General features: G+C 44.2%; 22 protein-coding genes. 1 reads left to right on the forward strand and 21 read right to left on the reverse strand.

Annotation, left to right across the window (positions count from 1 at the left end; all coding sequences use genetic code 11):
- Positions 1–19: 19 nt before the first annotated feature.
- From OAG1_RS18655 to pilM, 5 genes are read right to left on the reverse strand one after another with little or no spacing between them, the layout of a single operon-like run.
- Positions 20–2092: a type IV pilus secretin PilQ family protein gene (locus tag OAG1_RS18655; protein WP_016403785.1), complete on the reverse strand. Its 2073-nt coding sequence runs from the start codon at positions 2090–2092 to the stop codon at positions 20–22.
- 10 nt (positions 2093–2102) lie between these two features.
- A complete protein-coding gene (locus tag OAG1_RS18660) occupies positions 2103–2627 on the reverse strand; it encodes a pilus assembly protein PilP (RefSeq protein WP_338622327.1) in 525 nt (174 codons plus the stop codon).
- A complete protein-coding gene (locus tag OAG1_RS18665; protein ID WP_016403787.1) occupies positions 2627–3223 on the reverse strand; it encodes a type 4a pilus biogenesis protein PilO in 597 nt (198 codons plus the stop codon). The genes OAG1_RS18660 and OAG1_RS18665 overlap by 1 nt, the downstream gene beginning before the upstream one ends.
- Positions 3223–3798, reverse strand: a complete 576-nt coding sequence (locus OAG1_RS18670) for a PilN domain-containing protein (RefSeq protein ID WP_338622328.1) — start codon at positions 3796–3798, stop codon at positions 3223–3225. Before OAG1_RS18670 ends, OAG1_RS18665 begins: the two co-directional genes overlap by 1 nt.
- On the reverse strand, positions 3791–4867 hold the full coding sequence (gene pilM, locus OAG1_RS18675; protein ID WP_016403789.1) for a type IV pilus assembly protein PilM: 1077 nt from the start codon (positions 4865–4867) through the stop codon (positions 3791–3793). Before pilM ends, OAG1_RS18670 begins: the two co-directional genes overlap by 8 nt.
- 160 nt (positions 4868–5027) lie before the next feature.
- Between pilM and OAG1_RS18680 the strand changes: the two genes are divergently transcribed.
- Entirely contained in the window at positions 5028–7604 is a 2577-nt protein-coding gene (locus tag OAG1_RS18680) for a PBP1A family penicillin-binding protein (RefSeq protein WP_338622329.1), read from the forward strand.
- On the opposite strand, the gene oxyR is transcribed toward OAG1_RS18680, so the two are convergent.
- The 16 genes from oxyR to rplK all read right to left on the reverse strand — a co-directional run bounded on the left by oxyR (position 7601) and on the right by rplK (position 26683).
- A complete protein-coding gene (gene oxyR / locus OAG1_RS18685; RefSeq protein ID WP_338622330.1) occupies positions 7601–8491 on the reverse strand; it encodes a DNA-binding transcriptional regulator OxyR in 891 nt (296 codons plus the stop codon). The two genes, OAG1_RS18680 and oxyR, sit on opposite strands and share 4 nt — an antisense overlap.
- A gap of 200 nt (positions 8492–8691) precedes the next feature.
- Positions 8692–9540 (reverse strand): hypothetical protein, encoded by an 849-nt coding sequence (locus OAG1_RS18690; RefSeq protein ID WP_338622331.1) that lies wholly within the window; start codon positions 9538–9540, stop codon positions 8692–8694.
- 245 nt (positions 9541–9785) lie between these two features.
- Positions 9786–10970: an elongation factor Tu gene (gene tuf, locus OAG1_RS18695; RefSeq protein ID WP_221077417.1), complete on the reverse strand. Its 1185-nt coding sequence runs from the start codon at positions 10968–10970 to the stop codon at positions 9786–9788.
- Between the two features lie 66 nt (positions 10971–11036).
- Positions 11037–13130 (reverse strand): elongation factor G, encoded by a 2094-nt coding sequence (gene fusA / locus OAG1_RS18700; RefSeq protein WP_016404063.1) that lies wholly within the window; start codon positions 13128–13130, stop codon positions 11037–11039.
- 76 nt (positions 13131–13206) lie between these two features.
- Positions 13207–13677 carry a 30S ribosomal protein S7 gene (rpsG, locus tag OAG1_RS18705; protein WP_016404064.1) on the reverse strand — a complete coding sequence of 157 codons (471 nt, stop codon included), beginning with the start codon at positions 13675–13677 and terminating at the stop codon, positions 13207–13209.
- A 94-nt stretch (positions 13678–13771) separates the two neighbouring features.
- Complete coding sequence (rpsL, locus tag OAG1_RS18710; protein ID WP_016404065.1) at positions 13772–14146, reverse strand: 30S ribosomal protein S12; 375 nt, start codon at positions 14144–14146, stop codon at positions 13772–13774.
- 143 nt (positions 14147–14289) lie between these two features.
- Positions 14290–14565, reverse strand: a complete 276-nt coding sequence (gene tusB / locus OAG1_RS18715; protein WP_338622332.1) for a sulfurtransferase complex subunit TusB — start codon at positions 14563–14565, stop codon at positions 14290–14292.
- Position 14566: 1 nt separating this feature from the next.
- On the reverse strand, positions 14567–14926 hold the full coding sequence (tusC, locus tag OAG1_RS18720) for a sulfurtransferase complex subunit TusC (RefSeq protein WP_152783443.1): 360 nt from the start codon (positions 14924–14926) through the stop codon (positions 14567–14569).
- The gene (gene tusD / locus OAG1_RS18725; protein WP_338622333.1) at positions 14923–15312 is read right to left on the reverse strand and encodes a sulfurtransferase complex subunit TusD; all 390 of its coding nucleotides are present in this window, start codon (positions 15310–15312) and stop codon (positions 14923–14925) included. Before tusD ends, tusC begins: the two co-directional genes overlap by 4 nt.
- Positions 15313–15315: 3 nt before the next feature.
- On the reverse strand, positions 15316–15699 hold the full coding sequence (locus OAG1_RS18730) for a RidA family protein (RefSeq protein ID WP_220720172.1): 384 nt from the start codon (positions 15697–15699) through the stop codon (positions 15316–15318).
- A gap of 145 nt (positions 15700–15844) precedes the next feature.
- Entirely contained in the window at positions 15845–20050 is a 4206-nt protein-coding gene (rpoC, locus tag OAG1_RS18735; protein ID WP_221077416.1) for a DNA-directed RNA polymerase subunit beta', read from the reverse strand.
- Between the two features lie 82 nt (positions 20051–20132).
- Positions 20133–24167 carry a DNA-directed RNA polymerase subunit beta gene (gene rpoB, locus OAG1_RS18740; RefSeq protein WP_016404038.1) on the reverse strand — a complete coding sequence of 1345 codons (4035 nt, stop codon included), beginning with the start codon at positions 24165–24167 and terminating at the stop codon, positions 20133–20135.
- Positions 24168–24392: 225 nt separating this feature from the next.
- Positions 24393–24758 carry a 50S ribosomal protein L7/L12 gene (gene rplL / locus OAG1_RS18745; protein WP_016404039.1) on the reverse strand — a complete coding sequence of 122 codons (366 nt, stop codon included), beginning with the start codon at positions 24756–24758 and terminating at the stop codon, positions 24393–24395.
- Positions 24759–24812: 54 nt separating this feature from the next.
- On the reverse strand, positions 24813–25307 hold the full coding sequence (gene rplJ / locus OAG1_RS18750; protein ID WP_016404040.1) for a 50S ribosomal protein L10: 495 nt from the start codon (positions 25305–25307) through the stop codon (positions 24813–24815).
- Between the two features lie 241 nt (positions 25308–25548).
- Positions 25549–26250 (reverse strand): 50S ribosomal protein L1, encoded by a 702-nt coding sequence (rplA, locus tag OAG1_RS18755; RefSeq protein WP_016404041.1) that lies wholly within the window; start codon positions 26248–26250, stop codon positions 25549–25551.
- Positions 26251–26254: 4 nt separating this feature from the next.
- Positions 26255–26683, reverse strand: a complete 429-nt coding sequence (gene rplK / locus OAG1_RS18760) for a 50S ribosomal protein L11 (RefSeq protein ID WP_016404042.1) — start codon at positions 26681–26683, stop codon at positions 26255–26257.
- Positions 26684–26803: the final 120 nt, after the last annotated feature.

The raw sequence follows: 26803 nt of genomic DNA on the forward strand, positions 1-26803 counted from the left end.
AGTGATAAGAGGTGGGTGTTTATAGTGCGTCGAGTAAGATTCGAGGCGTTACAAAGATTAACAACTCGTTCTTTTTAACACTTTCAGAGGTTGTTCTAAAGAAGTAACCCAAGCCAGGTACGTCACCTAAAATTGGCACCTTCTTCACACGGTCAACATTTTGCTGTTGGTAAATACCACCAAGCACAATGGTTTCACCGTTCTTAACTAATACCTGAGTACCAATTTCTTGTTTGTTAATCGCAACCGCAGGGCCCGTAGGTGTAAGCACCGCTTCACCTTCAGAATCTTGGGTAATAACTAAATCAAGAATCACATTGCCGTCGGGGGTAATTTGCGGGGTCACCCGTAAACTTAGCACCGCTTTTTTGAAGGTAACCGACGTAGCACCACTTGAGGCATTTTCTACATAAGGGATCTCACGACCTTGCTCAATGTATGCTGCTTTTTGGTTGGCCGTTGTGATGCGCGGACTGGCGATCACTTCACCTTTGTTCTCTTGCTCTAGTGCTGAGAGCTCTAAGTCCAGAATCTGACCATTGGCTAGTTTAGCAACCTGGAACGCAATCGAACCGGCTGGATCAGCCACTGGTAAGTTAACGTTTAAGCGGTCATCTAAATCAGGAATATTGCCTGCTAGTACATCATCCGCGCCCTCAAGTGTACCCGATGTAATACCAGTGCTACTGCCTACTGAACCCGAGTTAGTCACGCCCCAACGAATACCTAATTCTTCACTTACATCATCTGTTACGGTAACCATACGCGCTTCGATAACAACTTGCTTAACCGCAATATCGAGTTTCTTAACCATGGTTTTAATATTGGCCAGTGACTCTTCAGTGTCTTTAATAAGCAAAGTATTGGTACGCTCATCAACCGCTACAGAGCCTCTCTCAGACAACATAGAGGTTTGCTCACTCTTAAGCAGTGCAGACAAGTCTGATGCTTTAGCATAATTTACCTCAATGTATTCAGAGTAGAGTGGCGCTAAGTCAGCCACTTGCTGGGCACTTTCTAGTTGCTGTCGCTCTTGCTCTGCTAGCTCCGCAGCAGGGGCAATTAGCAATACGTTGTTATCTAAGCGTTTATCTAGGCCTTTGACTTTAAGAATAATATCAAGCGCCTGCTCCCAAGGCACATCATCCATACGTAGGGTAATGTTGCCGCGCACAGAATCGGTAGTAACCAAGTTCAGTTTGTTAAAGTCGGCGATTAACTGCAATACCGTACGCACTGGAATATCTTGGAAGTTCAGGGAAATAGGTTTTCCTTGATACTCAACTATGCTGCCTTCTTCTGCTTCAAGCTTTTTAACTTCAACTAGGAACAATTCGCCCGATTGGTCATAGCGATAATCAAATTCGCCGTCGATAGCAATTTTAAGCTGAACCTTCGCATCATGCTTAAATACTTCAACACTCTCGACTGGAGTAGCAAAGTCATTTACGTCCATGACATAAACGTTTTCTTCTGCGATATCAGTATTATAAAAATCAACAATTAAGCTGTTATCCCGGCGTTTAATATCAGCCGCTATAGAGCTATTGTTGAGATCCACCATAATCTGACCAGAACCGCCTTTACCGCGTCTAAAGTCTATGCCTTGCACCGTATTGATAGTCGCATGCTCTACGCGACTAGCATTTTCGAAAGCATCATCAACTGTGCTTTGTGCTGCAGCCGCGGCCACAGGCAAAGCGCCAAGCTTAACTAAAATGCGCTGTGACTCTTTGCTTACTTGGTATGGAACCAAGCGCTCTAGTGCCAGTACCAACTGTAAGCCAGACTCAGTTTGTAAACTCTGCACTTGCTTAACGCCGCCACCATCAATGGGTAACGGGTTAATTTTTAGTGCCGAGCTTGCGTTGGCCACATCTATCACAAGTTGATTTGGAGAGTACTCGAGATGGTCACTGACATTTTCCACGGGTCCATCAAACAACAGTTCGATTTCCACCGCCCCCTTAACCATCGGGTTGGTATTTAATTGAATAAGTTGAGCATTTGCCCAAGCCTGCGTTATGCAACAAAACACACCAGCCAACACCAAGCCGCTTTTGTATACTCCTTGCAGCATCTTTCCCTTCATGCCTATTTCCCTATTGATCAGCTTTCGAGAGCGAAAGCTGAGTAGTTCTTTCGTTCCAGCAGCCTTCGCCATCTGAAACAACTTCTTGAATATCTAAACCTAAGTCACTTACTTTAGTGATTACGCCATGATGTAACCCTAAGTAGTAGCCTTCCTTCACGCGATACAGCTCGCCACCTGGCGCTTCAACAAGCGCCCAAAGACTGGGCCCATCACCTAATATGCCTCGCATGGTCAAACTAGACAGCGAAAACTGTTCTAAAGCTTGCTTAGTGCGCTCGGCGTTTGGCGCTAAGGAACATTCTTTCTCAGTGCTTAAAGCGGTATTAGCCGCTTCAGGAGCAGGGCTAGTAAATGGATTTCTCCGTTCACTCGCCTGATAAGCAAGATGCTCAAAAGGTTTAATTTCAGGTACATCTTCTTTGACCGGAACTTTACGCGCCTTCACTTCCATTACGTATTGCTGTAGATCGTCTTTCGAACCTTCACAGCCAAACAATGCAAGCATGGTTAATCCAATTGCTAGTGCTCTCATCATTTCCCCTTCGCCGCCGGTTTTTCTTTATAGCGGTAGGTTTTGGCTAACATGGCCATACTTAATGTCCCGCCATCACCTTGTTTTTTCATGGTGATGTTATCCAAAATCACGATCCGTGGTAATGCTGCCACAGCACTAACAAAAGCGCCTAGCTGGTGATAGCTACCACTCACTTCCAACTTAATTGGCAGTTCCGTGGAAAATTCATGCTCTACTTCTGGCTCCCAGTTAATCCGGCGGAACTCTAGACCATTATCAATGCCAATAAAGCTAAGCTCGTCTAACAAACCTGGAATTTCGTGCTTTTCAGGAAGCTGTTTAAGCAAAGAAGCAAAGGCCTTTTTCATTTCCTCTACTTGCTTCTGGTACTCGGGTAGGTTGCCCGCTAAAGCTGCTTTAACTTCAAATTTTTGTCGCAACTCTTGCTCTTTCGCCTCAAGCTGAACCAGCTTGGTTTTTTCATCGGCGATTTGATAGTAATAGTACCCGGCGGTGATTAAACCACAGACTACGACAACAAAAACGATTTTAGCGAGTTTCGGCCAAGTGCCAATGCTTTCTAAGTCGAGTTCGTTAAGCTCTTGTAAATCCATTACTTAGCCTCCTTTTTATCATTAGGAAGGCCGAGATTAACCGCAAAGTTTAGTTGGAACTTACTTAGTTCCATATCCGCTTGTTTACCCGGTAAAGCAACAATAGAACGGATACTTGGCGTTCCTAACCACACGCGCTGTTCAATATTACGCATTAGGCTTGCTACGCGGTAATTCGCTTCACTTTTACCATCTAAATTAATTGCAGAGTCCTTAAAGGCTAAACTATCTAGATATACGCCAGTGGGTGCAATCAAGGGCAGGTTATTGAAAATCTTAGTTGGAATATTTCGACTTTCTTGAAGCGTTTGAATAAGAGCAATACGTTCTTTAAGGCTCTTTTTCTGCTCTTTAATTTTACGAATTTCGCCAATCTGATGATCCAAAATAGCGATTTCTTTTTCTAAGAACTGATTTCGAGCGCTTTGTTTATCTTGCAAGCCTGTGTAATAGTTTTGCACCAACAACAGTGCTAATACTGTGATACCCGCAGATGAAGCTAGAGCTACCCAAAAATCGCGTTTTTGTTTGCTTTTAACCTCTTCACGCCAAGGCAGTAAGTTAATGTTAGACATTATCAAAACTCCTTAACGCTAAGCCTAAGGCTACCATATATTTTCCGCCTTCCTGGCGAAGCCGTTCTCGATCAACAGAACGATCAAATAAGCAATCGTTAAATGGCTGCGCCTTTATGACCGGCATTTCTAAGTCAGTTTGCATTTGAAACACTAGCTCATCCGATAAGGCACTACCTCCACTTACCGCAATCGCATCCAACGACTTATAACCACTTGAACTTAAAAACAATGACACCTGACGGCGTACATTCTGAATAACACCGCTAACAAACTGAGCGAAAACATCTATCTCATAGTTTTCAGGTAAGCGGCCACTCACCTTCATTTCTTTGGCTTCTTCTATACTCAAACTATAGAAGCTAGCAATTTGTTGGGTATATTGCGCCCCACCAAAGTTTTGCGCTCGGTTATATACCACCTCACCCTTATCTAAAATAGCGAAGTTTAGTGTGGTTTCACCAATGTCGACCAGACCAATGATTTTGTTTTCATCGAGTTCTTCGTCTTGTTGGTTTAATACAAAATTCCAAGCTCGCCCTAGAGCATGCGACTCTACGTCGACAATTTTTGCGTCAAAATCTGCATTTGCCAATACTTCGGCACGAATACTTACTGCCTCAGTGCGCGCAGCACTAAGCAATACATTATTACGGTTAGGCTCACTTTCGTTTATACCTAACACTTCAAAATCAAGACTAATTTCATCAATAGGAAATGGAATTGAGTTTTCAGCTTCAAGTTCAACTTGAGTCTCTAACTCTAATTCAGACAAACTACTGTCCATGTAAATTACTTTAGTAATTACATGACTACCTGCGACTGCGGTCGCAACCTGACGGTTGCGTGAAGGGAGCTTTCGCCTTAATTCACGCAAAGATTCAGTAATCTCTTCCGGAGAAACAACTTGGTTATCAACTAATGCGCCTACCGGTGTTTCGACTTCGGCCACAGACTCAACTTTTAAACCTTTTGAGGATTTAGAAAGTAAAAGTCCTTTAATGGTGGAAGAACCAAAGTCGATCCCTAGTAGAGCAGTCGATGTTTTTTTACCTATCCCTAGTACCATGACTCGCCAACTATCTTTTTTAAATTTAAACAGTTACCTGTTGTTGCAGAATAACGGGTTATTGATTTAGGTGCTAATAGTTATTAAGAAAGTTGTCGAAACAGGTCACAATTTGACGATATAATCGGCGATTCTTTAGATACAGAGTGCAAAATTCGGAATGAAATGGCTTAAAAGACTGTTATTTTTAGTTTTCTTGGGAACAAGCTTAGGCTTAGCAGCCATCACCGCACTATATTTTTATTTTGCGCCACAACTACCAGACGTCTCAACCTTGCGCGACGTGCAATTGCAAACTCCAATGCGAGTGTTTAGCGCTGACGGAGAATTAATTTCCCAATTTGGTGAAAAAAGACGGATCCCTCTACAAATTGAAGAAGTGCCTGAACAAATGTTACAAGCATTTCTCGCTACCGAAGATGCTCGATTCTATTCTCATCCAGGTATCGATCCGATCGGTATTACTCGCGCAGCGGTTAACCTAATTGCTACGGGAGAGAAAAGCCAAGGTGCGAGTACCATTACTCAACAGGTCGCGCGAAATTTCTTTTTAACCCGAGAAAAAACCTACATCCGAAAGATCAAAGAGATCTTTCTAGCAATAAAAATCGAACAAGAACTATCAAAAGATGAAATCTTGGCGCTTTATTTGAACAAAATCCCCTTAGGTTATCGCTCTTTTGGTGTTGGCGCAGCAGCACAGGTTTACTATGGAAAAACCGTAGACCAGCTTACCCTGCCACAAATTGCGGTAATTGCAGGCTTACCTAAAGCCCCTTCAGCATTGAACCCTATTCGCTCACCAGAACGGGCCAAAGACCGCCGCCGCGTTGTATTAGGGCGCATGTTAGAGACAGGTTACATTGATCAGGCAACGTTTGATGAAGCCAGCCAAGCGCCAATGACAGCGACTTACCATGGGGCTGAGATTACTCTAGCAGCCCCTTACTTAGCAGAAATGGTTCGTCAGCAAATACTGCAGCAATTTGGCGAAGACGCTTATACCACTGGGATGGATGTTTACACCACAATCAGTGCCAAACGTCAAAATGCAGCGACTCTAGCACTAAGAGCTAACTTAAAAAGTTATGACCAACGCCACGGTTTTCGAGGAGCTGTTAAACAGTTATGGACCGTCGAACAAGCCCAATTAAGTGCTGACGAGATAGTTAAGCAGCTTAGCTCTCTACCGAACTATGGAGAGCTGCGGGCTGCTGCAGTGACCAGTATTGAAGATAAACAAGCAAAGGTGATTGTAAAAGGTGGTTCTTTTGGCGTAATTGCTTGGGATGATATGAAATGGGCTCGGCGTTTTATAACTGATACTCGCCAAGGTCCGGCACCAAAGTCTGCTCAAGAAATTCTTAACGTAGGTGACGTGATTTGGGTTGAACCACTAGCAACTCAAGTAAATAGTACTGTTGAAGTAAGCGATGTAGCCTTTAATGACGATGCAGAACAACAAAACATTAGTAACTACTCACTCTCTCAATTGCCCGACGCTGGCGCGGCATTAGTTGCCATATCACCTTTAGATGGCGCGATTGAAGCATTAGTGGGCGGCTTTAGCTTTAACCAAAGTAAATTTAACCGGGTTACTCAGGCTAGCCGCCAAGTGGGCTCAAATATAAAGCCGTTTCTTTATTCTGCAGCATTTGAGCAAGGCATGACCTTAGCGAGTTTAGAGAATGATGCCCCTATTAACCGCTGGGATAAGGCAATGGGAGTAGCATGGAGACCCAAAAACTCGCCGCCTGTATACGACGGACCAATTCGCCTAAGAGTTGCGTTGGCCCAATCTAAAAACGTGGTATCAGTGCGCTTAATGCGAGACCTAGGTGTGGATACCATTATTGAGCATCTAGCAAAGTTTGGGTTTCCAAAAAACGAATTACCGCGAAACGAATCACTATCGCTAGGTTCAGCATCGCTAACTCCGATGCAAGTGGCTAGCGCCTATGGTTCATTTGCTAATGGGGGCTATCTAGTAAGCCCTTACTTTATTGACCGAATTGAAGACGGTGAAGGCAACATAATATTTCAACAGGTACCTAAGGTAGCCTGTGATAGTTGTTTTGAGATCATTGATAAAGCGCCAAATCTTGAAGAGCTATTGAACCAAGCCGGCGACCCGTTGAAGCAATGTGATATCTCTTTTGCTGATGAAAGCGATTTAGCACCAAGAATCATCAGTGCCGAAAACGCCTTTTTGGTGTCTCAAGCTATGAATAGCGCGGTTTGGGGCGGCGGAAGTTGGGCACATAAAACCGGTTGGAACGGCACCGGTTGGCGTGCAGCAAGAGCTTTAAAACGCCGAGATATTGCCGGCAAAACCGGTACCACCAATGATGCTAAGGATGCTTGGTTCTCTGGCTTTGGTCCCGACTTGGTGGTTACGTCTTGGATAGGCTTTGATGACTTTAACCGTGAGCTTGGTGAAGCGTCTTATAATGCCAATTTAGACAAAAACCAAGTTACTGGAAAGGAATTCGGCGCACGAACAGCTCTACCTGCTTGGATAGATTTTATGGAAGTAGGTTTAGCAGGGGTGCCAGAACAAACTTGGCAAGCTCCACGAAATGTCTCGACGGTGCGTATTGATCGCACAACGGGCCTACTCACTAAATCTAGTGATCACACCACCCGCTTTGAATTTTTTGAGGAAGGCACCGAGCCAACGGAATATGTAAAACAATCTGTTAACTCAGTGTTCGATAGTGAAGAAGAGCTATTTTAAGACAGCGCAGAATGCTGTTGAATCAACTTAGCTAACTGGTTAAAGCAGGGGCGCCGAACAGAGTTATTGCGATATAGCAAACTTATTCGGCGGCTCGGCTCAGGCGAACTAAATCTTCGATAGCAGATACCGCTTTGTTCTTCAGTATCAGGAATAGCTAACTGCGGTAGCAAGGTAATTCCCATACCCGCAGCCACCATATGACGCAAAGTCTCCAAACTGGTCGCCTTAAAGCTAGTATCTTCTTTTGCGCCAGCAGCAAAACAGTAGCCCATTGCTTGGTCGCGTAAACAGTGACCATCCTCTAGCATTAGTACCTGCTCACCACTGAGCTCTGAAAGCTCCACCTCTTTTTGCTGCTGCCACTTATGGTTTGAGGGCATAGCAAGCATTAGCGGCTCATCAAACAGATCGATGGCTCCAAAGCGATCCATTTCTGGAAGATAAGCAAGCAGAAGGCAGTCTAGCTCTCCTTCTTCTAACCTCTGCAACAATACATTGGTCTGTTCTTCATAAAGAAAAAGTTCCATTTCGCTAAACTCTGAACGAATATGCGGAACAATCTTGGGTAACAGATAAGGAGCTACGGTAGGAATTAGGCCAACATGAAGTGGCCCAGCCATCGGAGCCTGGAAGCTCTTAGCCATGTCTTTGAGGCCCTTTACTTCGAGCAAGATGACTCTAGCTTTGGCTGCTAACTCATCACCAGCATGAGTGAATATCACTTTGCGCGAAGTACGTTCAATAAGCAATAAACCAAGCTCTTCTTCTAACTTAGCTATTTGCCCACTCAAGGTAGGTTGACTAACAAAACATTTTTCAGCCGCTTTGCGAAAATGCTTCTGCTCTTGCAAAGCGACTAAATACTCCAAATCTCTTAAATTCAAAAGATATCCCCAGGGTTTTATTAAACTCTCTATTTATAGATCCTAAATCAATAACTTCACTAGTGTAACAATTATTGAAAAGAGATTAATTAAACGTGGAAATGTCGAGGACAGCTTCAGGAGAAAAATAGAAAGCTCTAATGCCCTAGAGCTTTAGAGCTTTAGAGCTTTAGAGCTTTAGAGCTTTAGAGAAATAAAACTTAGGTTTTTTCGATAACAAACTCTAATTGAGGAAGCAGTTGCTTACCTGTTGGCTGCAACACTGGCAGCATTATGTAGTTATTGCCACCATTTAAGCCAACACCATCATTAAAGTCTGTATAAAATAAAGCTGTTTCTGGGTCTGCTGGTAAGCTGTCTCCTGCCGGCACTACAGCAAATTGGTTGCTATAAGGGTGAGCAGGTACATTGATAGCACTACTATATTCCCCAACAGCCACACTGCTAGCTACCAAAACCAGTTCCCCACCATCTTCTTTGGTCATATAGAAGTCGAGAGGGCCTTCATAATCAGCATAACTATAAACGTTAAGTAGACGTACATTAACGCTCACGTTAGAAGGTCTAGAGCCTTGAAAAGGTACCTTCGCTAAACGGAGACCTTTATTACTACCTATATAACCGTATGCGTATATCCAGTTTCGACTATTTGAGCTAATCGTAAAAGTTGAACCAGCTTGACCAACAATCGTCCCAGCGTTTGAGTCATAAGCAGTAAACACAACACTTTTAGAGGATATATCTTCTTCCCAGCTATCAAAATTAACAAACTCACCATTATGATTTGCGTAGGCAACGCCTTCACCAATTAAATTACTGGGGGTGTTAACGTAACTATAATAAAGGTCAAGAGGAAGAGAGTACTCTGCATCATAAGGGTTAATGTATAGATTCAGAAATGCCGCACTAGTAGGTATCGTCGATACATTGTTTTCATCTGCTGTTGTATTACTTCCATCTAAAGCAACGCTACCATCACCTCCACACCCAAATAAACTAAATGACACTAAAAATGCCATAGCAAGTTTTATCTTACGTCCTTTAAACATACCGCTTCCTTGTCAGCAAAAATTCAATAAAAATGACATATTCACCAATAATATCATTTAATTAAGTGACCTTAATACTTTTAAGTAGAAAGTCATTAGTTATAGAGAGATTATTTTTGTTAATGTTGAAGGTGGTCAATTTTTCTAGCTTGAATCGCTAATATACGCGGAGTCAACGGTAAGGCTTGGTGCACTAAAACAAAAAAGGCCGCTTACGCGACCTTTTTCTTGCTGTGCTACTCTTCTTATTCGAAGATTTTAGCTACAACACCCGCACCTACTGTACGGCCACCTTCACGGATTGCGAAGCGTAAACCTTCGTCCATCGCGATTGGGCAAATTAGCTCTACAACAAATTTCAAGTTGTCGCCTGGCATTACCATTTCTACGCCTTCTGGTAACTCTACAGAACCAGTTACGTCAGTTGTACGGAAGTAGAACTGTGGACGGTAGCCTTTGAAGAATGGCGTGTGACGACCACCTTCGTCTTTGCTTAGTACGTATACTTCAGCTTCGAACTTGGTGTGTGGAGTGATTGAACCAGGCGCTGCCAATACTTGACCACGCTGTACTTCGTCACGCTTAGTACCACGTAGAAGAATACCACAGTTCTCACCAGCACGACCTTCGTCTAGAAGCTTGCGGAACATTTCTACACCAGTACAAGTTGTCTTAGTAGTCTCTTTAACACCTACGATTTCAATTTCTTCTGAAACCTTGATGATACCGCGCTCTACACGACCTGTTACTACCGTACCACGACCTGAAATTGAGAATACATCTTCAATTGGTAGTAGGAATGGCTTGTCGATGTCACGCTCTGGCTCTGGGATGTAAGTATCTAGCGCTTCTGCTAGTTCTACAATTTTTGCTTCCCACGCTTCTTCGCCTTCTAGGGCTTTAAGCGCTGAACCTTGGATTACTGGAATGTCATCACCTGGGAATTCGTATTCAGATAGAAGTTCACGTACTTCCATTTCTACTAATTCTAGAAGCTCTTCGTCGTCTACCATGTCACATTTGTTCATGAATACGATGATGTAAGGTACACCAACCTGACGAGAAAGTAGGATGTGCTCACGTGTTTGTGGCATTGGGCCATCTGTAGATGCTACTACTAGGATAGCGCCGTCCATTTGTGCTGCACCAGTGATCATGTTTTTAACGTAATCAGCGTGTCCAGGACAGTCTACGTGTGCGTAGTGACGAGTTGGAGTGTCGTACTCTACGTGTGAAGTAGAAATAGTGATACCGCGCTCGCGCTCTTCTGGAGCGTTATCGATTGCCGCGAAATCTTTAGCTTCACCACCGTATACTTTTGCAAGTACGTTGGTAATAGCTGCTGTTAGAGTTGTTTTACCGTGGTCAACGTGGCCAATTGTACCAACGTTTACGTGCGGTTTTGAACGTTCAAATTTTTCTTTAGACACGATATGTACCTTCTTTTCCATTCCAATCTGCCTCACCCGAGACAGACCAATCATAGTTGAATTAGTTTACTTTGCTTCAACAATAGCATCAGCAACATTTTTCGGCGCTTCGTTGTACTCTAGGAATTCCATAGAGTAAGAGGCTCGCCCCTGAGTTGCCGAACGTAGATCTGTAGCATAGCCGAACATTGCAGACAGCGGCACTTTAGACTTAACAATCTTTAAGCCCGCAGCCCCATCGTCCATGCCTTCAATTATGCCACGACGACGATTCAAGTCACCCACTACATCACCCATCCAATCTTCAGGGGTTGTAACTTCTACTTTCATCATCGGCTCGAGCAGTACTGGATCAGCGTCCAATGCACCTTTCTTAAAGCCCATTGCACCGGCAATTTTAAACGCCATTTCGTTAGAGTCAACATCGTGGAATGATCCATCGAATAAGGTGACCTTAACATCAAGTAGCGGATAGCCAGCCAATACACCCTGATCCATCTGCTCTTTACAGCCTTTATCAACAGCTGGGATGTATTCTTTTGGAACAACACCACCAACGATTTCGTTGACAAATTCGTAACCAGCACCTGGCTCTAGAGGTTCCATACGCAACCAAACATGACCGTATTGACCACGACCACCCGATTGACGTACAAACTTTCCTTCCACTTCAACTTGCTTGCGAATTGCTTCGCGATAAGCAACTTGAGGTTTACCTACATTACAATCAACGCTAAATTCGCGCTTCATGCGATCTACGATGATATCTAAGTGTAACTCACCCATACCAGAGATAAGGGTTTGTCCAGATTCTTCGTTAGTTTCTACGCGGAACGATGGGTCCTCAGCAGCCAACTTACCTAAAGCTACGCCCATTTTTTCTTGGTCAGCTTTGGTTCGAGGCTCTACGGCAATCTGAATTACCGGCTCAGGGAATTCCATACGCTCAAGAATCACTTTACGATTCATATCACATAAAGTGTCACCCGTGGTTACGTCTTTAAGACCAATCGCAGCGGCGATATCACCAGCACGAACTTCTTTGATCTCTTTACGATCGTTTGAGTGCATTTGCACCATACGACCTAAACGTTCACGTTTTTGTTTAACCGAGTTATACACCGCAGTGCCGGTTTCAACCGTCCCCGAATAAACACGCATAAAGGTAAGTGTACCCACAAATGGGTCGGTGGCAATTTTAAACGCAAGTGCCGCAAACGGCGCGTCGTCATCTGCCGGACAAGCAACTTCGTTGTCCTTTTCGTCTGTACCTTTAATTGCTTCAACGTGGTTTGGAGCAGGCAAGTATTCTACAACCGCGTCAAGCACTGCTTGAACACCTTTGTTTTTAAATGCACTACCACAAGTCGCTAGCACGATCTCATTGTTTAGGGTGCGCTTACGCAAACCAAACTTAATCTCGGCTTCAGTCAACTCGCCTTCTTCAAGATATTTGTCCATTAACTCATCAGTAGCTTCTGCAGCAGCTTCAACGAGTTCTTCGTGTAAAGCCTCTGCACGCTCTACCAAATGAGCAGGAATATCTTCGTAATTGAAGGTGGTACCTTGGTCTGCTTCGTTCCAGTTAATGGCCTTCATCTTGATCAGGTCAATAACACCAACAAATTCGTCCTCAGCCCCTATGTTCAACTGAATAGGTACACAGTTGGCACCTAAGCGATCACGGATTTGATCAATTACTCGTTCAAAGTCTGCACCAGCTCTATCCATTTTGTTCACGAATACCATTCGCGGAACAGAATATTTGTCAGCTTGGCGCCACACTGTTTCTGATTGAGGTTCAACACCAGATGAACCACAAAATACAACAACTGCACCATCTAATACACGCAATGAACGTTCAACTTCAATAGTAAAGTCAACGTGTCCAGGGGTATCGATGATATTAATACGGTGTTCGTCGTACTGGGCGTTCATACCACGCCAAAAGGTGGTAGTAGCCGCAGAGGTGATGGTAATACCGCGTTCTTGTTCTTGCTCCATCCAGTCCATGGTGGCTGCGCCATCATGCACCTCACCTATTTTGTGAGATAGACCGGTGTAGAAAAGGACACGTTCTGTAGTTGTTGTTTTGCCAGCGTCAACATGAGCAACAATACCAATGTTACGGTAGCGCTCAATTGGAGTTGTACGAGCCATTGTTATCCTCTTGCTAAGGAGTAATCCTTAGTCTCACATAGAAAGTAGCGCAGCTGCTAAGCAGCTGCGCAACCAATTACCAGCGGTAATGTGCAAACGCTTTGTTTGCGTCGGCCATACGGTGAACGTCTTCACGTTTCTTAACCGCAGAACCTTTGTTTTCAGCTGCGTCTAGGATTTCACCCGCTAGACGTAAAGCCATAGATTTTTCACCACGTTTACGTGCTGCATCTACCATCCAACGCATACCTAGAGTGTTACGACGTACTGGACGTACTTCAACAGGTACTTGGTAAGTAGAACCACCTACACGGCGAGATTTAACCTCTACCGATGGGCGCACGTTTTCAAGAGCAACTTCAAAAATTTCTTGGTGAGACTTGCCTGATTTATCAGCAGCAGCGTCTAATGCACCATATACAATCTTTTCTGAAATTGATTTTTTACCATCAACCATTACTACGTTGATGAACTTAGCCAGTAGTTCTGATCCGAACTTAGGATCTGGCAAGATTTTGCGTTGACCGATCACTCGACGTCTTGGCATTTTAATATCTCCGGTTTGCTTCAGGTTTCCCCAAAACGAATTTTAAAAAAATTTCGCTATAACTAAATGTTTGGCCTTACTTAACGGAGAGCCGTTATGACTTAGGACGTTTAGCGCCGTACTTTGAACGTCCTTGACGACGATCACTTACGCCAGCACAGTCTAATGCGCCGCGTACGGTGTGATAACGCACACCTGGTAAATCTTTAACACGACCACCGCGAATCAAAATTACGCTGTGCTCTTGTAGGTTGTGACCTTCACCACCGATGTAAGAAGTCACTTCGAATCCGTTAGTTAAACGAACACGAGCTACTTTACGTAGTGCTGAGTTTGGTTTCTTTGGTGTGGTGGTATATACACGAGTACATACACCACGACGTTGTGGACACGCAGCTAGTGCTGGTACGTTGCTTTTAGCAACCTTACTTGCACGTGGCTTGCGAACCAACTGGTTAATCGTTGCCATTCGAAATAGCTCCTGAAATTACATTTAAACATGTGAAAAAATCTACCCCAATTTTGGGGAGGCGAAATTTTATGCGCTTGCAGGTAAAGAGTCAAGGCTTGCGATGATCACAAGCTTGATATTTTTGATGAATGGGAGCTGAGTTACCAAGTCATAGATGGCGTGTGTTGTTCGGTTAACGTTACCAAACCTTGGTAATCGATCAGTACGCTATCGCAGACTTCAATACCCCGAGCACTCACATCGGCACTTAACACCGAGACTCTAGCGCTTTGTGCAAGTACCTTTAAACGAGCGTCATCACGCAGCCATGAGTAAACAGCATCTTCGATGAGTACTAGATGCCCACCGTTTTCAAGCTGAGCAAGGCAGCGTTCGTAGGGGTCACTTGCATAAGGATGTCGCATAATATGTAGCATGCTAAAATCTCAATATTGCATGAGCATGACAGCATTCTGAATAGAACTGTTTTGCTTGTTTAACTCTAACGCTAATAGCAAGTTGTTCTAAAGAAAGGCCACGTTCTTTTAATGATTGTTGATCAACGTAGATCTCTTCAACATCGTAAAGATCTAACAACCCATAAGTAGGAAGCACGTCTCGTTGCTTAATGTTGGTGGGGTTTTGCCCCTTCAATAACTGATAAACCCCATCGCCCTCAAAATAGGCGACAATATCTTCCGATACGGCAGAGGCAGCAAGTGCAGCATCCAGTGTTTCTCGTGCTAAAGAGTTGCCGTGTGGTGCGCGACTAAATACAAACACTAATGATTTGCTCATAGATGCACCACTCTATCACTACTTAACATCGCAGTAGCCATTTCGGCTAAACCAGACATATTAAACTCGTTGTGCATATTCGCCGGCAATTGATTTACTGCTGCTTCTTCCTGACCAATAATTCCTCTGCGGTAGGCTGCTGCACTGCATACAAGAAGCGAACACGCAGATGCTTTTTTTATATCGAGCCAGTGCTGATGAATATTTACTTCATCACCTGCTGGTAGAGAAGTAGACAGGCCATTACTCACCCCATCTAGATAAAAGAATACCGTTTTTATCTGATGACCGGCTTCAATCAAAGCATTGGCAAAGTTAAGCGCCGAAGCACTTCCTTGTTTGCCATACAAGGGGCTAGTAACAACCAGAGTATAGGTAAGGCTCATAAACTACTTAATATGCGCAATAGCTTCTACTTCTACCAACACATCTTTAGGTAAACGTGCTACTTCTACACATGAGCGCGCAGGTGCACTTTCTGGGAAGTAACTCGCGTAAACATCATTAAAGGCAACAAAATTAGCCATATCACTTAGAAAGCAGGTAGTTTTAAACACTGTTGAAGCATCTGCACCAGCAGCAGCTAATACCGCCATTAGATTTTCCATTACTTGTTTTGTTTGCTCGCTTATTCCGCCTTCCACGATCTCCATCGACTCTGGGTTTAGCGGAATTTGGCCTGAAGTAAAGACCAACTCATCAATTTTAGTTGCTTGAGAATATGGGCCGATTGCAGCTGGAGCCGCCTCTGTAGATACAATTTGTTTGCTCATAAAATGCTCTAGATTTTGTTGTTTTTAAAAATGGAGTCTGTGACGAACGCCAACACTTGTCAAATATTTTGCAGAGAGATAATTAAACCGCAGACATTAAAAAAGGCAGCCAATGGCTGCCTTTTTATCTTAGTAGAGTCAGTTACTACTCTGTTTCGCCGCCAGGGGCTGCATTTAGTAGAGCAGCTAAGTTATCAGCTGCTTCATCTGCAGTAATTGGAGCTGGCGCTTCAGTTTGGTTGCGACGATTCTCGTGGTAGGCATAACCAGTACCAGCAGGAATCAAGCGACCAACAATAACGTTCTCTTTAAGACCGCGTAGTTCGTCCTGTTTACCACCCACTGCTGCTTCGGTAAGCACACGAGTAGTTTCTTGGAACGAAGCCGCAGAAATAAACGACTCTGTAGATAGTGACGCCTTAGTAATACCTAGTAACTCACGACGGTATACCGCAGGGCGTTTGCCTTCAGCTTCCAATTGACGATTCTCAATATTCACACGGGCAACTTCAGCTTGCTCACCTAGCAAGAAGCTAGAATCACCAGCATCTAGAATCAAACACTTACGAAGCATTTGACGCACGATAGTTTCAATGTGTTTATCGTTAATCTTCACACCTTGTAAACGGTATACGTCTTGTACTTCGTTTACGATGTAGTTAGAAACAGGGCTAATGCCACGCAAACGTAAAATGTCATGTGGTGATTCTGGACCATCGGCAATTACTTCACCTTTAGCCACTTTCTCACCTTCAAACACGTTTAGGTTACGCCACTTAGGAATCATTTCTTCGTAAGCATCGCCTTCAGCAGGAGTAATCACCAAGCGGCGCTTACCTTTGGTTTCTTTACCGAAACTAATAGTACCGGTAATTTCTGCCAAAATAGCTGGCTCTTTAGGCTGACGAGCTTCGAACAAGTCGGCTACGCGAGGTAGACCACCGGTAATATCTTTAGTACCGCTTGATTCTTGTGGGATACGAGCAATCGCATCACCAACACCCACTTCAGCATTATCTTCTAAGTTTACAATCGCTTTTGCAGATAAGAAGTACTGAGCTGGAATATCAGTACCGGCAATAAGTACGTCGTTACCAGAACCGTCTACCAATTTCACCATTGGACGCATTTCTTTACCAGCGCCAGGGCGCTCGTTAGGGTCCATAACGTGAATACTAGAAAGACCAGTTAGTTCATCAGTTTGACGGCTAACAGTTACGCCTTCAACCATGTCGATGAACTTAACGCGCCCCGGTACTTCAGTAATAATTGGGTGTGTATGTGGGTCCCAGTTAGCAACTGTGTCGCCAGAGGTAACCGCACCACCATCTACTACTTCTAGTATTGCACCGTATTGAAGCTTGTGGCTTTCTTTGGTTTGCCCCATTTCATCAATAATGGTCAATTCAGTAGAACGAGAGGTTACAACCAACTTGCCTTCGCTGTTAGTTACTACTTTAGCGTTGTGTAGCTTAATAGTACCTGCGTTCTTAACTTGAATGCTGTTTTCTGCTGCTGCACGCGATGCCGCACCACCAATGTGGAAGGTACGCATGGTAAGCTGAGTACCTGGCTCACCAATTGATTGAGCTGCAACTACACCAACCGCTTCACCGCGACCAACCAAGTGACCACGAGCTAGGTCACGACCATAACAAAGAGCACAAACACCAAAGTCGTTAGCACAGCTAATTACTGAGCGTACTTTAACGGTATCTACTGAGTTCTCTTCAAGAAGGTCACACAGTTTCTCGTCAAGTAGTGTTTTGTCTTTAAGCAGTACTTCGTTCTCAGTACCAGGCTTAATTACATCGCCTACTAGAACACGACCAAGAACACGCTCACGTAATGGCTCAACAACATCACCGCCCTCAATGTGAGGCGTCATGATAATACCGTCTTCGGTACCACAGTCAGTTTCGGTAACAACCAAATCCTGTGCAACATCTACTAGACGACGTGTTAAGTAACCAGAGTTAGCAGTCTTCAATGCGGTATCGGCCAAACCTTTACGCGCACCGTGGGTTGAGATGAAGTACTGAAGTACGTTCAAACCTTCGCGGAAGTTAGCCACAATCGGGGTTTCGATAATCGAACCATCCGGTTTAGCCATCAAGCCACGCATACCAGCTAGCTGACGAATCTGAGCAGCACTACCACGTGCGCCAGAGTCGGCCATCATAAAGATGCTGTTGAACGAGTCTTGACTCTCTTCTTCGCCATCTTTGTTAATTACGGTCTCAGTAGACAAGTTGTCCATCATCGCTTTCGATACTTTTTCGTTAGCCGAAGCCCAAATATCGATTACTTTGTTGTAACGCTCGCCCGCGGTTACCAAACCAGCTAGGAACTGCTCTTGAATTTCGCTTACTTCGTCACTGGCTTCTTCCACGATGTCTTTCTTAGCATCAGGGATAACCATGTCGTTAATACCTACAGAGGCACCAGACAAGGTTGCGTAATGGAAACCGGTGTACATTAATTGGTCAGCAAAAATAACTGAGTGCTTAAGACCTAGTTTACGGTAACAGGTGTTTAGCAATCCTGAGATTTGCTTCTTACCCATTGACTGGTTAACTAAATCAAATGGCAAACCTTTAGGTACAATTAACCATAAAATGGCACGACCAATGGTAGTTTGCTTAATCTCAGTTTTTTCGATTTTAGAGCCGTCTTCTGCTACAACAACCTCGGTAATACGTACGTTTACACGTGCGTGAATACTGGCTTGTTTAGCACGGTATAACTTCTCTGCCTCTTTAGGGCCAGAAAGGTACATACCTTCACCTTCAGCGTTAACACGTTCACGAGTCATGTAGTACAGACCCAATACAACGTCTTGCGAAGGAACGATAATAGGCTCACCGTTTGCTGGTGATAGTACGTTGTTGGTCGACATCATCAACGAACGTGCTTCTAACTGTGCTTCTAGGGTCAACGGTACGTGTACCGCCATTTGGTCACCATCGAAGTCGGCGTTATAAGCCGCACACACTAGCGGGTGTAATTGAATTGCTTTACCTTCAATTAGCACGGGCTCAAAGGCTTGAATACCCAAACGGTGCAAGGTTGGTGCACGGTTAAGTAATACTGGGTGTTCGCGGATAACCTCTTCAAGAATATCCCACACTTCACCGCCTTCGCGCTCAACCATTTTCTTAGCAGCTTTAATTGTAGTCGCAAGACCACGCAGCTCTAGCTTGCCATAGATGAATGGTTTGAATAGCTCAAGTGCCATTTTCTTAGGAAGACCACACTGGTGTAGACGCAGTGTTGGACCAACGGTAATTACCGAACGACCTGAGTAATCTACACGCTTACCTAGCAAGTTCTGACGGAAACGACCTTGCTTACCTTTGATCATATCAGCCAAAGATTTAAGCGGACGTTTGTTAGAACCAGTAATAGCACGACCACGACGACCATTGTCTAACAAAGCATCTACTGCTTCTTGCAGCATACGCTTTTCGTTACGCACAATGATGTCTGGAGCAGCTAGGTCTAATAGACGCTTCAAACGGTTGTTACGGTTGATTACACGACGGTATAAATCGTTCAAATCAGACGTAGCAAAACGGCCGCCATCTAGTGGTACTAGTGGGCGTAAATCTGGTGGAAGAACCGGTAATACGGTCATAATCATCCACTCAGGTTTGTTACCTGAATCGCGGAACGCTTCCATAAGCTTAAGACGCTTAGTGGTCTTCTTACGCTTAGTTTCAGAGTTAGTAGTTTGTAACTCTTCGCGCATTACTTCGATTTCTTGGTCAAGCTCTAAATGACGCAATAAAGCTAATACAGCTTCAGCACCCATTTTAGCTTCAAACTCGTCACCGTACTCTTCAAGTGAATCCAAGTAAGTTTCTTCGGTAAGCATTTGACCGCGCTCTAAGCTGGTCATGCCAGGCTCAGTCACAACAAATGATTCGAAGTAAAGAACTCGTTCAATATCACGTAAAGTCATATCTAGTAATAAACCAATACGCGATGGTAGTGATTTTAAGAACCAGATGTGCGCTACAGGAGAAGCTAATTCGATGTGACCCATACGATCACGACGAACTTTAGATTGGGTAACTTCTACGCCACACTTCTCACAAATAACACCACGGTGTTTCAAACGTTTGTATTTACCACACAAACATTCGTAATCTTTTACTGGGCCGAAAATACGAGCACAGAATAAACCGTCACGCTCAGGCTTAAAAGTACGATAGTTAATCGTCTCTGGTTTCTTCACCTCACCAAACGACCAACTGCGGATCTGGTCTGGTGAAGCTAGGCCAATTTTAATGCCTTCAAACTCTTCGGTCTTGCTTTGTTGCTTAAGAAACTTAAGTAAATCTTTCACGTTTCTCTCCAGGTTGGAGTTAAACCTGGGGCGTTTCTAATGAAACGCCCGCCTTGCTTTTAATTCAGGTGAAGTCCTGTGCTTACAGCTCATCCAACTCAATGTTGATACCTAGAGAGCGAATCTCTTTGAGCAACACGTTGAACGACTCAGGCATGCCTGGCTCCATCTGGTGGTTACCATCAACGATGTTCTTGTACATCTTAGTACGACCGTTAACGTCATCAGATTTAACCGTTAGCATTTCCTGTAGGGTGTAAGCAGCACCGTATGCTTCTAGTGCCCATACTTCCATCTCACCGAAGCGCTGACCACCAAACTGTGCTTTACCACCTAGAGGTTGCTGAGTAACCAAGCTGTAAGAACCAGTAGAACGAGCGTGCATCTTGTCATCAACCAAGTGGTTAAGTTTCAACATGTACATGTAACCAACAGTTACAGGGCGCTCAAATTCTTGACCGGTACGGCCGTCACGTAACACGATTTGACCTGAATCAGGTAAGTCGGCTAAACGTAATAGCTCTTTAATTTCAGCTTCTTTAGCACCATCAAATGCTGGGGTAGCCATTGGCACACCGCCACGTAAGTTCTTGGCTAAAGTCATTACTTCTTCATCAGTGAAGCTAGCAACGTCAACTTTAAGCGCGTCATCACCTACGTTGTACACTTTCTGGATGAAATCACGCAGTTTATCCATTTCGATTTCACGCTGAACTTTCAGCATTTCATCAATTTTTTCACCAACACCTTTAGCCGCTAAGCCTAAGTGGGTTTCAAGGATCTGACCGATGTTCATCCGCGATGGTACACCTAGTGGGTTCAAGCAGATGTCTACTGGGCGACCAGTTTCGTCATAAGGCATATCTTCACGAGGAACAATGGTAGAAATTACACCTTTGTTACCGTGACGACCCGCCATCTTGTCACCAGGTTGAATACGACGCTTAACTGCTAAGTAAACTTTAACAATCTTCAGTACGCCAGGCGCCAAGTCATCACCTTGGGTAATCTTACGGCGCTTAATGTCGAACTGCTTGTCGAATTCAGCTTTGATTTCGTCATATTGTGCAGCAATTTGCTCTAGCTGCGTTTGCGCGTCTTCATCGCTTAATGCCGCTTCTAGCCACTCTGCAGGTTGCTGGCGGTCTAAGTCAGCTTCTGACTTGCCGGCTGCAATCAATACAGATTTAGCACGAGCAAAGATACCGTCTTCAAGGATCTTGAATTCTTCGGTTAAATCTTTCTTCGCTTCTTTAAGCTGCATAGACTCAATTTCTTGAGCACGCTTGTCTTTTTCTACGCCATCGCGAGTAAAGACTTGAACGTCGATTACGGTACCAAATACAGAGTTAGGTACACGTAGTGATGTATCTTTAACATCAGACGCTTTCTCACCGAAGATGGCACGCAATAGCTTCTCTTCAGGTGTTAATTGTGTTTCACCTTTAGGGGTTACTTTACCCACTAAGATGTCACCTGGCTTAACTTCAGCACCTACGTAAACAATACCTGACTCATCAAGTTTGCTTAGCGCTGATTCACCAACGTTTGGAATATCGGCTGAGATTTCTTCACTGCCAAGCTTGGTATCACGAGCGATACAGCTTAACTCTTGAATGTGAATAGTAGTAAAGCGATCTTCTTTAACTACGTTCTCAGAAATACCGATTGAATCCTCAAAGTTGTAACCATTCCAAGGCATGAACGCTACGCGCATGTTTTGACCCAATGCCAACTCACCTAAGTCAGTTGAAGGACCATCTGCTAGTACGTCGCCTTTAGCTACCAATTCGCCTGATTTAACTACCGGACGTTGGTTGATACAGGTGTTTTGGTTAGAACGGGTGTACTTAGTTAGCGTGTAAATGTCGATTCCTGCTTCACCTGGAAGCATCTCGTCTTCATTTACTTTAACTACGATGCGGCTAGCATCTGCGTAGTCAACCGTACCGCCACGTTTCGATACAACAGTTACACCAGAGTCAACCGCTACAGCACGCTCAATACCAGTACCTACTAATGGCTTGTCAGCGCGTAGTGTTGGTACAGCTTGACGCTGCATGTTAGAACCCATCAATGCACGGTTTGCATCATCGTGTTCTAGGAACGGAATCAACGATGCCGCTACAGAAATAATCTGCTGAGGACTTACATCCATGTACTGAATTTGGTCAGTAGGCATGTAGGTTGATTCACCCTTGTGGCGACAAGGTACTAAATCTGTTTCAAGTAATTTACCGTTTGCGTCGGCTTCAGCGTTTGCCTGAGCGATCACATAAGTGCCTTCATCAATCGCTGATAAGTAATCTACTTCATCAGTGATTTGGCCTTCAATTACTTTGCGGTAAGGTGTTTCTAAGAAACCAAACTCATTAGTGCGAGAGTAAACCGCCAACGAGTTAATCAAACCAATGTTTGGACCTTCCGGCGTTTCAATCGGACATAAACGACCGTAGTGCGTTGGGTGTACATCTCGCACTTCGAAGCCAGCACGTTCACGAGTTAAACCACCTGGGCCTAATGCAGAAACACGACGTTTGTGTGTTACTTCAGAAAGCGGGTTGTTTTGATCCATGAACTGAGACAATTGGCTTGAACCAAAGAACTCTTTAACCGCAGCCGAGATAGGCTTAGCGTTAATTAAGTCTTGTGGCATCAATGCATCAAGGTCACCTAAGCTTAGGCGCTCTTTAACAGCACGCTCTACACGTACTAGACCAACGCGGAATTGGTTTTCAGCCATTTCGCCTACGCTACGAATACGACGGTTACCAAGGTGGTCGATATCATCAACTTCACCACGGCCGTTACGAATTTCGATTAGCGTTTGCATAACCTTAACGATGTCTTCTTTATCAAGTACACCAGCCACTGAACCGTCTTCACGGCCAACACGGCTGTTGAACTTCATACGGCCAACTGTTGATAAGTCGTAACGATCACCGTTAAAGAACAAGTTCTCGAACAAGGCTTCGGCTGCGTCTTTTGTTGGTGGCTCACCAGGACGCATCATACGGTAGATTTCAACTAACGCTTCTAGGCGGTTTGTTGAAGAATCAACACGCAAGGTATCAGAGATAAATGAACCATGATCTAAGTCATTGGTATAAATCGTTTTTATCACCGAGTGACCAGCTTGCGAAAGCGCAGCAATTAACTCTAGGTTTAATTCACTGTTAGCTTCGGCAATAACTTCACCAGTGCTTTCGTCAACATACTCTTCAGCCAATACTTTATCAGCAAGGTACTCAACCGGCACTTCGATTTGCTCAACGCCTGATTTTTCCAGTTGACGAATATGGCGCGCTGTTACACGACGGCCTGCTTCAATCAATACTTCGCCGTTTAGCATAACGTCGAAAGAAACAGTATCACCACGTAAACGAGCTGGTACTAGCTCCATCATCACTTTACCGTCTTTCAATTCGAAAGCAGTAGAGTCAAAGAAGGTCTCTAGAATCTCTTGCGTGGTCATTTCTAACGCGCGCAAAATAATAGATGCTGGAAGCTTACGACGACGGTCGATACGAACAAACAAGTTGTCTTTAGGATCGAATTCGAAGTCTAACCATGAACCACGGTAAGGAATAACGCGCGCGTTATATAACACTTTACCTGATGAGTGTGTTTTACCACGGTCATGATCGTAGAATACACCAGGACTACGGTGTAACTGAGATACGATAACACGCTCTGTACCATTAATTACAAAGGTACCGTTACCTGTCATCAATGGGATTTCACCCATGTATACTTCTTGCTCTTTGATGTCTTTAACCGTGCCAGCCGGAGCCTCACGATCAAATAACACTAAACGCAATTTAACGCGCAAGGGAGCAGAGTAGGTGACTCCACGAATTTGACATTCTTTAACGTCAAAAACCGGCTCGCCAAGACGATAGCTAACATATTGTAGCTCTGAATATCCTGAATAACTGGCAATCGGGAATACACTGCGGAATGCAGCTTCCAGCCCATACTCGCCTTCAGGATCGATCTCTATGAATTTCTCAAAAGAGTCAAGCTGTATTGAAAGCAGGTAAGGCGTGTCCACTACTTGAGGACGTTTTCCAAAGTCCTTACGAATGCGTTTTTTCTCTGTATAAGAGTAAACCATATGGTTCCTCAGCTCGCTGATAAGTGACCCACTCTGTCCGCAAAATCTGGGACAGTTCTTACATACCGTTTGTCATTGTCGAAGAGAATTCCTTCTCTAAGTTTTTTGCTAGACGCACCATCTAAAACGGTGATAAAAAAGACGGCGTCCTACAGCGCAAAAAGGCCGGTGGTTAAATAACCACCAGCCATAGCCTATAAAGGCTGCAATCTACTTATAGGTAGATTACTTAAGCTCAACAGAAGCACCAGCTTCTTCAAGAGCAGCTTTAAGAGCTTCAGCTTCTTCTTTCTCAACGCCTTCTTTGATTGCAGCAGGAGCTGAATCAACAAGACCTTTAGCTTCTTTCAGGCCTAGACCTGTAGCGCCACGTACCGCTTTAATAGCAGCAACTTTGTTAGCGCCAGCAGCAGTAAGAATTACGTCGAATTCTGATTGCTCTTCAGCAGCAGCACCAGCGTCACCAGCAACAGCAACAGCTGCAGCAGCAGATACGCCGAACTTCTCTTCCATAGCTTCGATTAGTTCAACAACGTCCATTACTGACATTTCAGCAACAGCTTCGATAATTTGGTCTTTAGTGATAGACATGACTCAAATTCCTAAATTCAATTAAATTTATAAAATAATGTAGCAACAAGCAAATTATGCTGCTTCTGACTCTTTTTGGTCGCGTAATGCGGCCAGAGTGCGAACCAGCTTGCCTGCAGAAGCTTCTTTCATAGTTGCCATTAACTTGGCAATTGCTTCTTCGTAAGTTGGTAGTTTTGCAAGAACGTTTACGTCTGCTAATGCACCTTCAAATGCTGCTGCACGTACTTCAAAGTTGTCTTGCTCTTTAGCGAAGTCTGTAAATAGACGCGCTGCAGCACCTGGGTGCTCATTAGAGAAGGCAATCAAAGTAGGACCAGTGAATGACTCAGTAAGACATTCTAGGTCTGTGCCAGCTACTGCACGGCGAGCAAGGGTATTACGTACCACTTGCATAGATACGCCAGCTTCACGTGCTTTAGCACGAAGTGAAGTCATCGCATCTACAGTTACGCCACGTGAATCAGCAACTACTGCAGAAAGTGCACCTTTGGCAGCTTCGTTGACGCCAGCAACAATTTGCTTCTTGTCTTCGAGTCTTAAGGCCATTGGCTTTACTCCTGGATTCCAATACCAGATAAATCTGGTGTTTACTTCCCTCTAAGTCATTAGATTTAGAGGCCTTTACGGTTTGGTTGTCCAGAATAAAAAATTATTCTTGGGTTTCCTCACCATCTACGTAGGAGATTAAGCTAGAAACTAGCACCTACGGTCTTGGATGAGGGCATAAGCCCTGACCCATAAATACAAAGCGCAAAATGATAGTATAAATTTTGCGCTTTGTAAATGATTAAGCTTGAGTATCTAAAGTAGCTACATCAACAGTTAGACCAGCACCCATAGTGGTTGATAGGCTAACTTTCTTGATGAACTGACCTTTAGATTGAGCAGGTTTTGCTTTTTTAAGAGCAACAACCAATGCTTCAAGGTTCTCTTTAAGCTTGTCAGCATCAAAATCGGCTTTACCAATAGTAGTATGGATAATACCGTTCTTGTCGTTGCGGTAACGAATCTGACCCGCTTTAGCTAGTTTAACTGCATCAGCTACGTTAGGAGTAACTGTACCCACTTTAGGGTTAGGCATTAAACCACGTGGACCTAGGATTTGACCTAGTTGACCAACAACGCGCATTGCATCTGGAGAAGCAATTACTACGTCGAAGTCCATCTCACCTGCTTTAACTTGAGCAGCCAAGTCGTCCATACCAACTACGTCAGCACCAGCTTCAGTAGCGGCTTCGGCGTTAGCACCTTGAGTAAATACAGCAACACGAACGTTACGACCAGTACCGTGTGGTAGTACAGTAGCACCACGAACGTTTTGGTCAGATTTACGTGGGTCAACCCCAAGGTTAACCGCTGCATCTACGCTTTCTAGGAACTTAGCTGACGCTAATTCTTTAAGAAGAGCAACAGCTTCGTTTACTGAGTATTCTTTTGTTGAATCAACTTTTTCGTTGATCGCACGCATGCGCTTAGAAAGTTTTGCCATCGTATTAGCCCTCTACAACCAAGCCCATAGAACGGGCAGAACCTTCAATTGAACGAACCATTGCGTCTACGTCAGCACCAGTCATATCTACTGCTTTAGTATTAACAATCTCTTCTAGTTGAGCGCGTGTTACTTTGCCAACTTTTTCTTTGTTTGGAACACCAGAACCAGACTTGATGCCAGCCGCTTTCTTCAATAAGTAAGAAGCAGGTGGAGTTTTGGTTTCAAAAGTGAAAGAACGGTCAGAATAAACAGTAATTACTACTGGTACTGGCGCGCCTTTTTCAATTGAATCTGTTTTCGCGTTGAATGCTTTACAGAATTCCATGATGTTTACACCATGTTGACCTAGAGCAGGACCAACTGGTGGTGACGGGTTTGCGGCACCCGCAGCAACTTGAAGCTTAATATAAGCTTGGACTTTTTTAGCCATTTTAAATTTACCTTATTTTGGGTTCAAACGCCTTTCGCACATGCGATTAGCTTCCCGATAGAACAAAGGGCAGCGGATTATAGTCGATCCCCTGCCCTAAAAACAACTGATTGTTTATTT

Origin of the sequence: Agarivorans sp. OAG1, from assembly GCF_037076485.1 — a bacterium.
Lineage (GTDB): Bacteria > Pseudomonadota > Gammaproteobacteria > Enterobacterales > Celerinatantimonadaceae > Agarivorans > Agarivorans albus.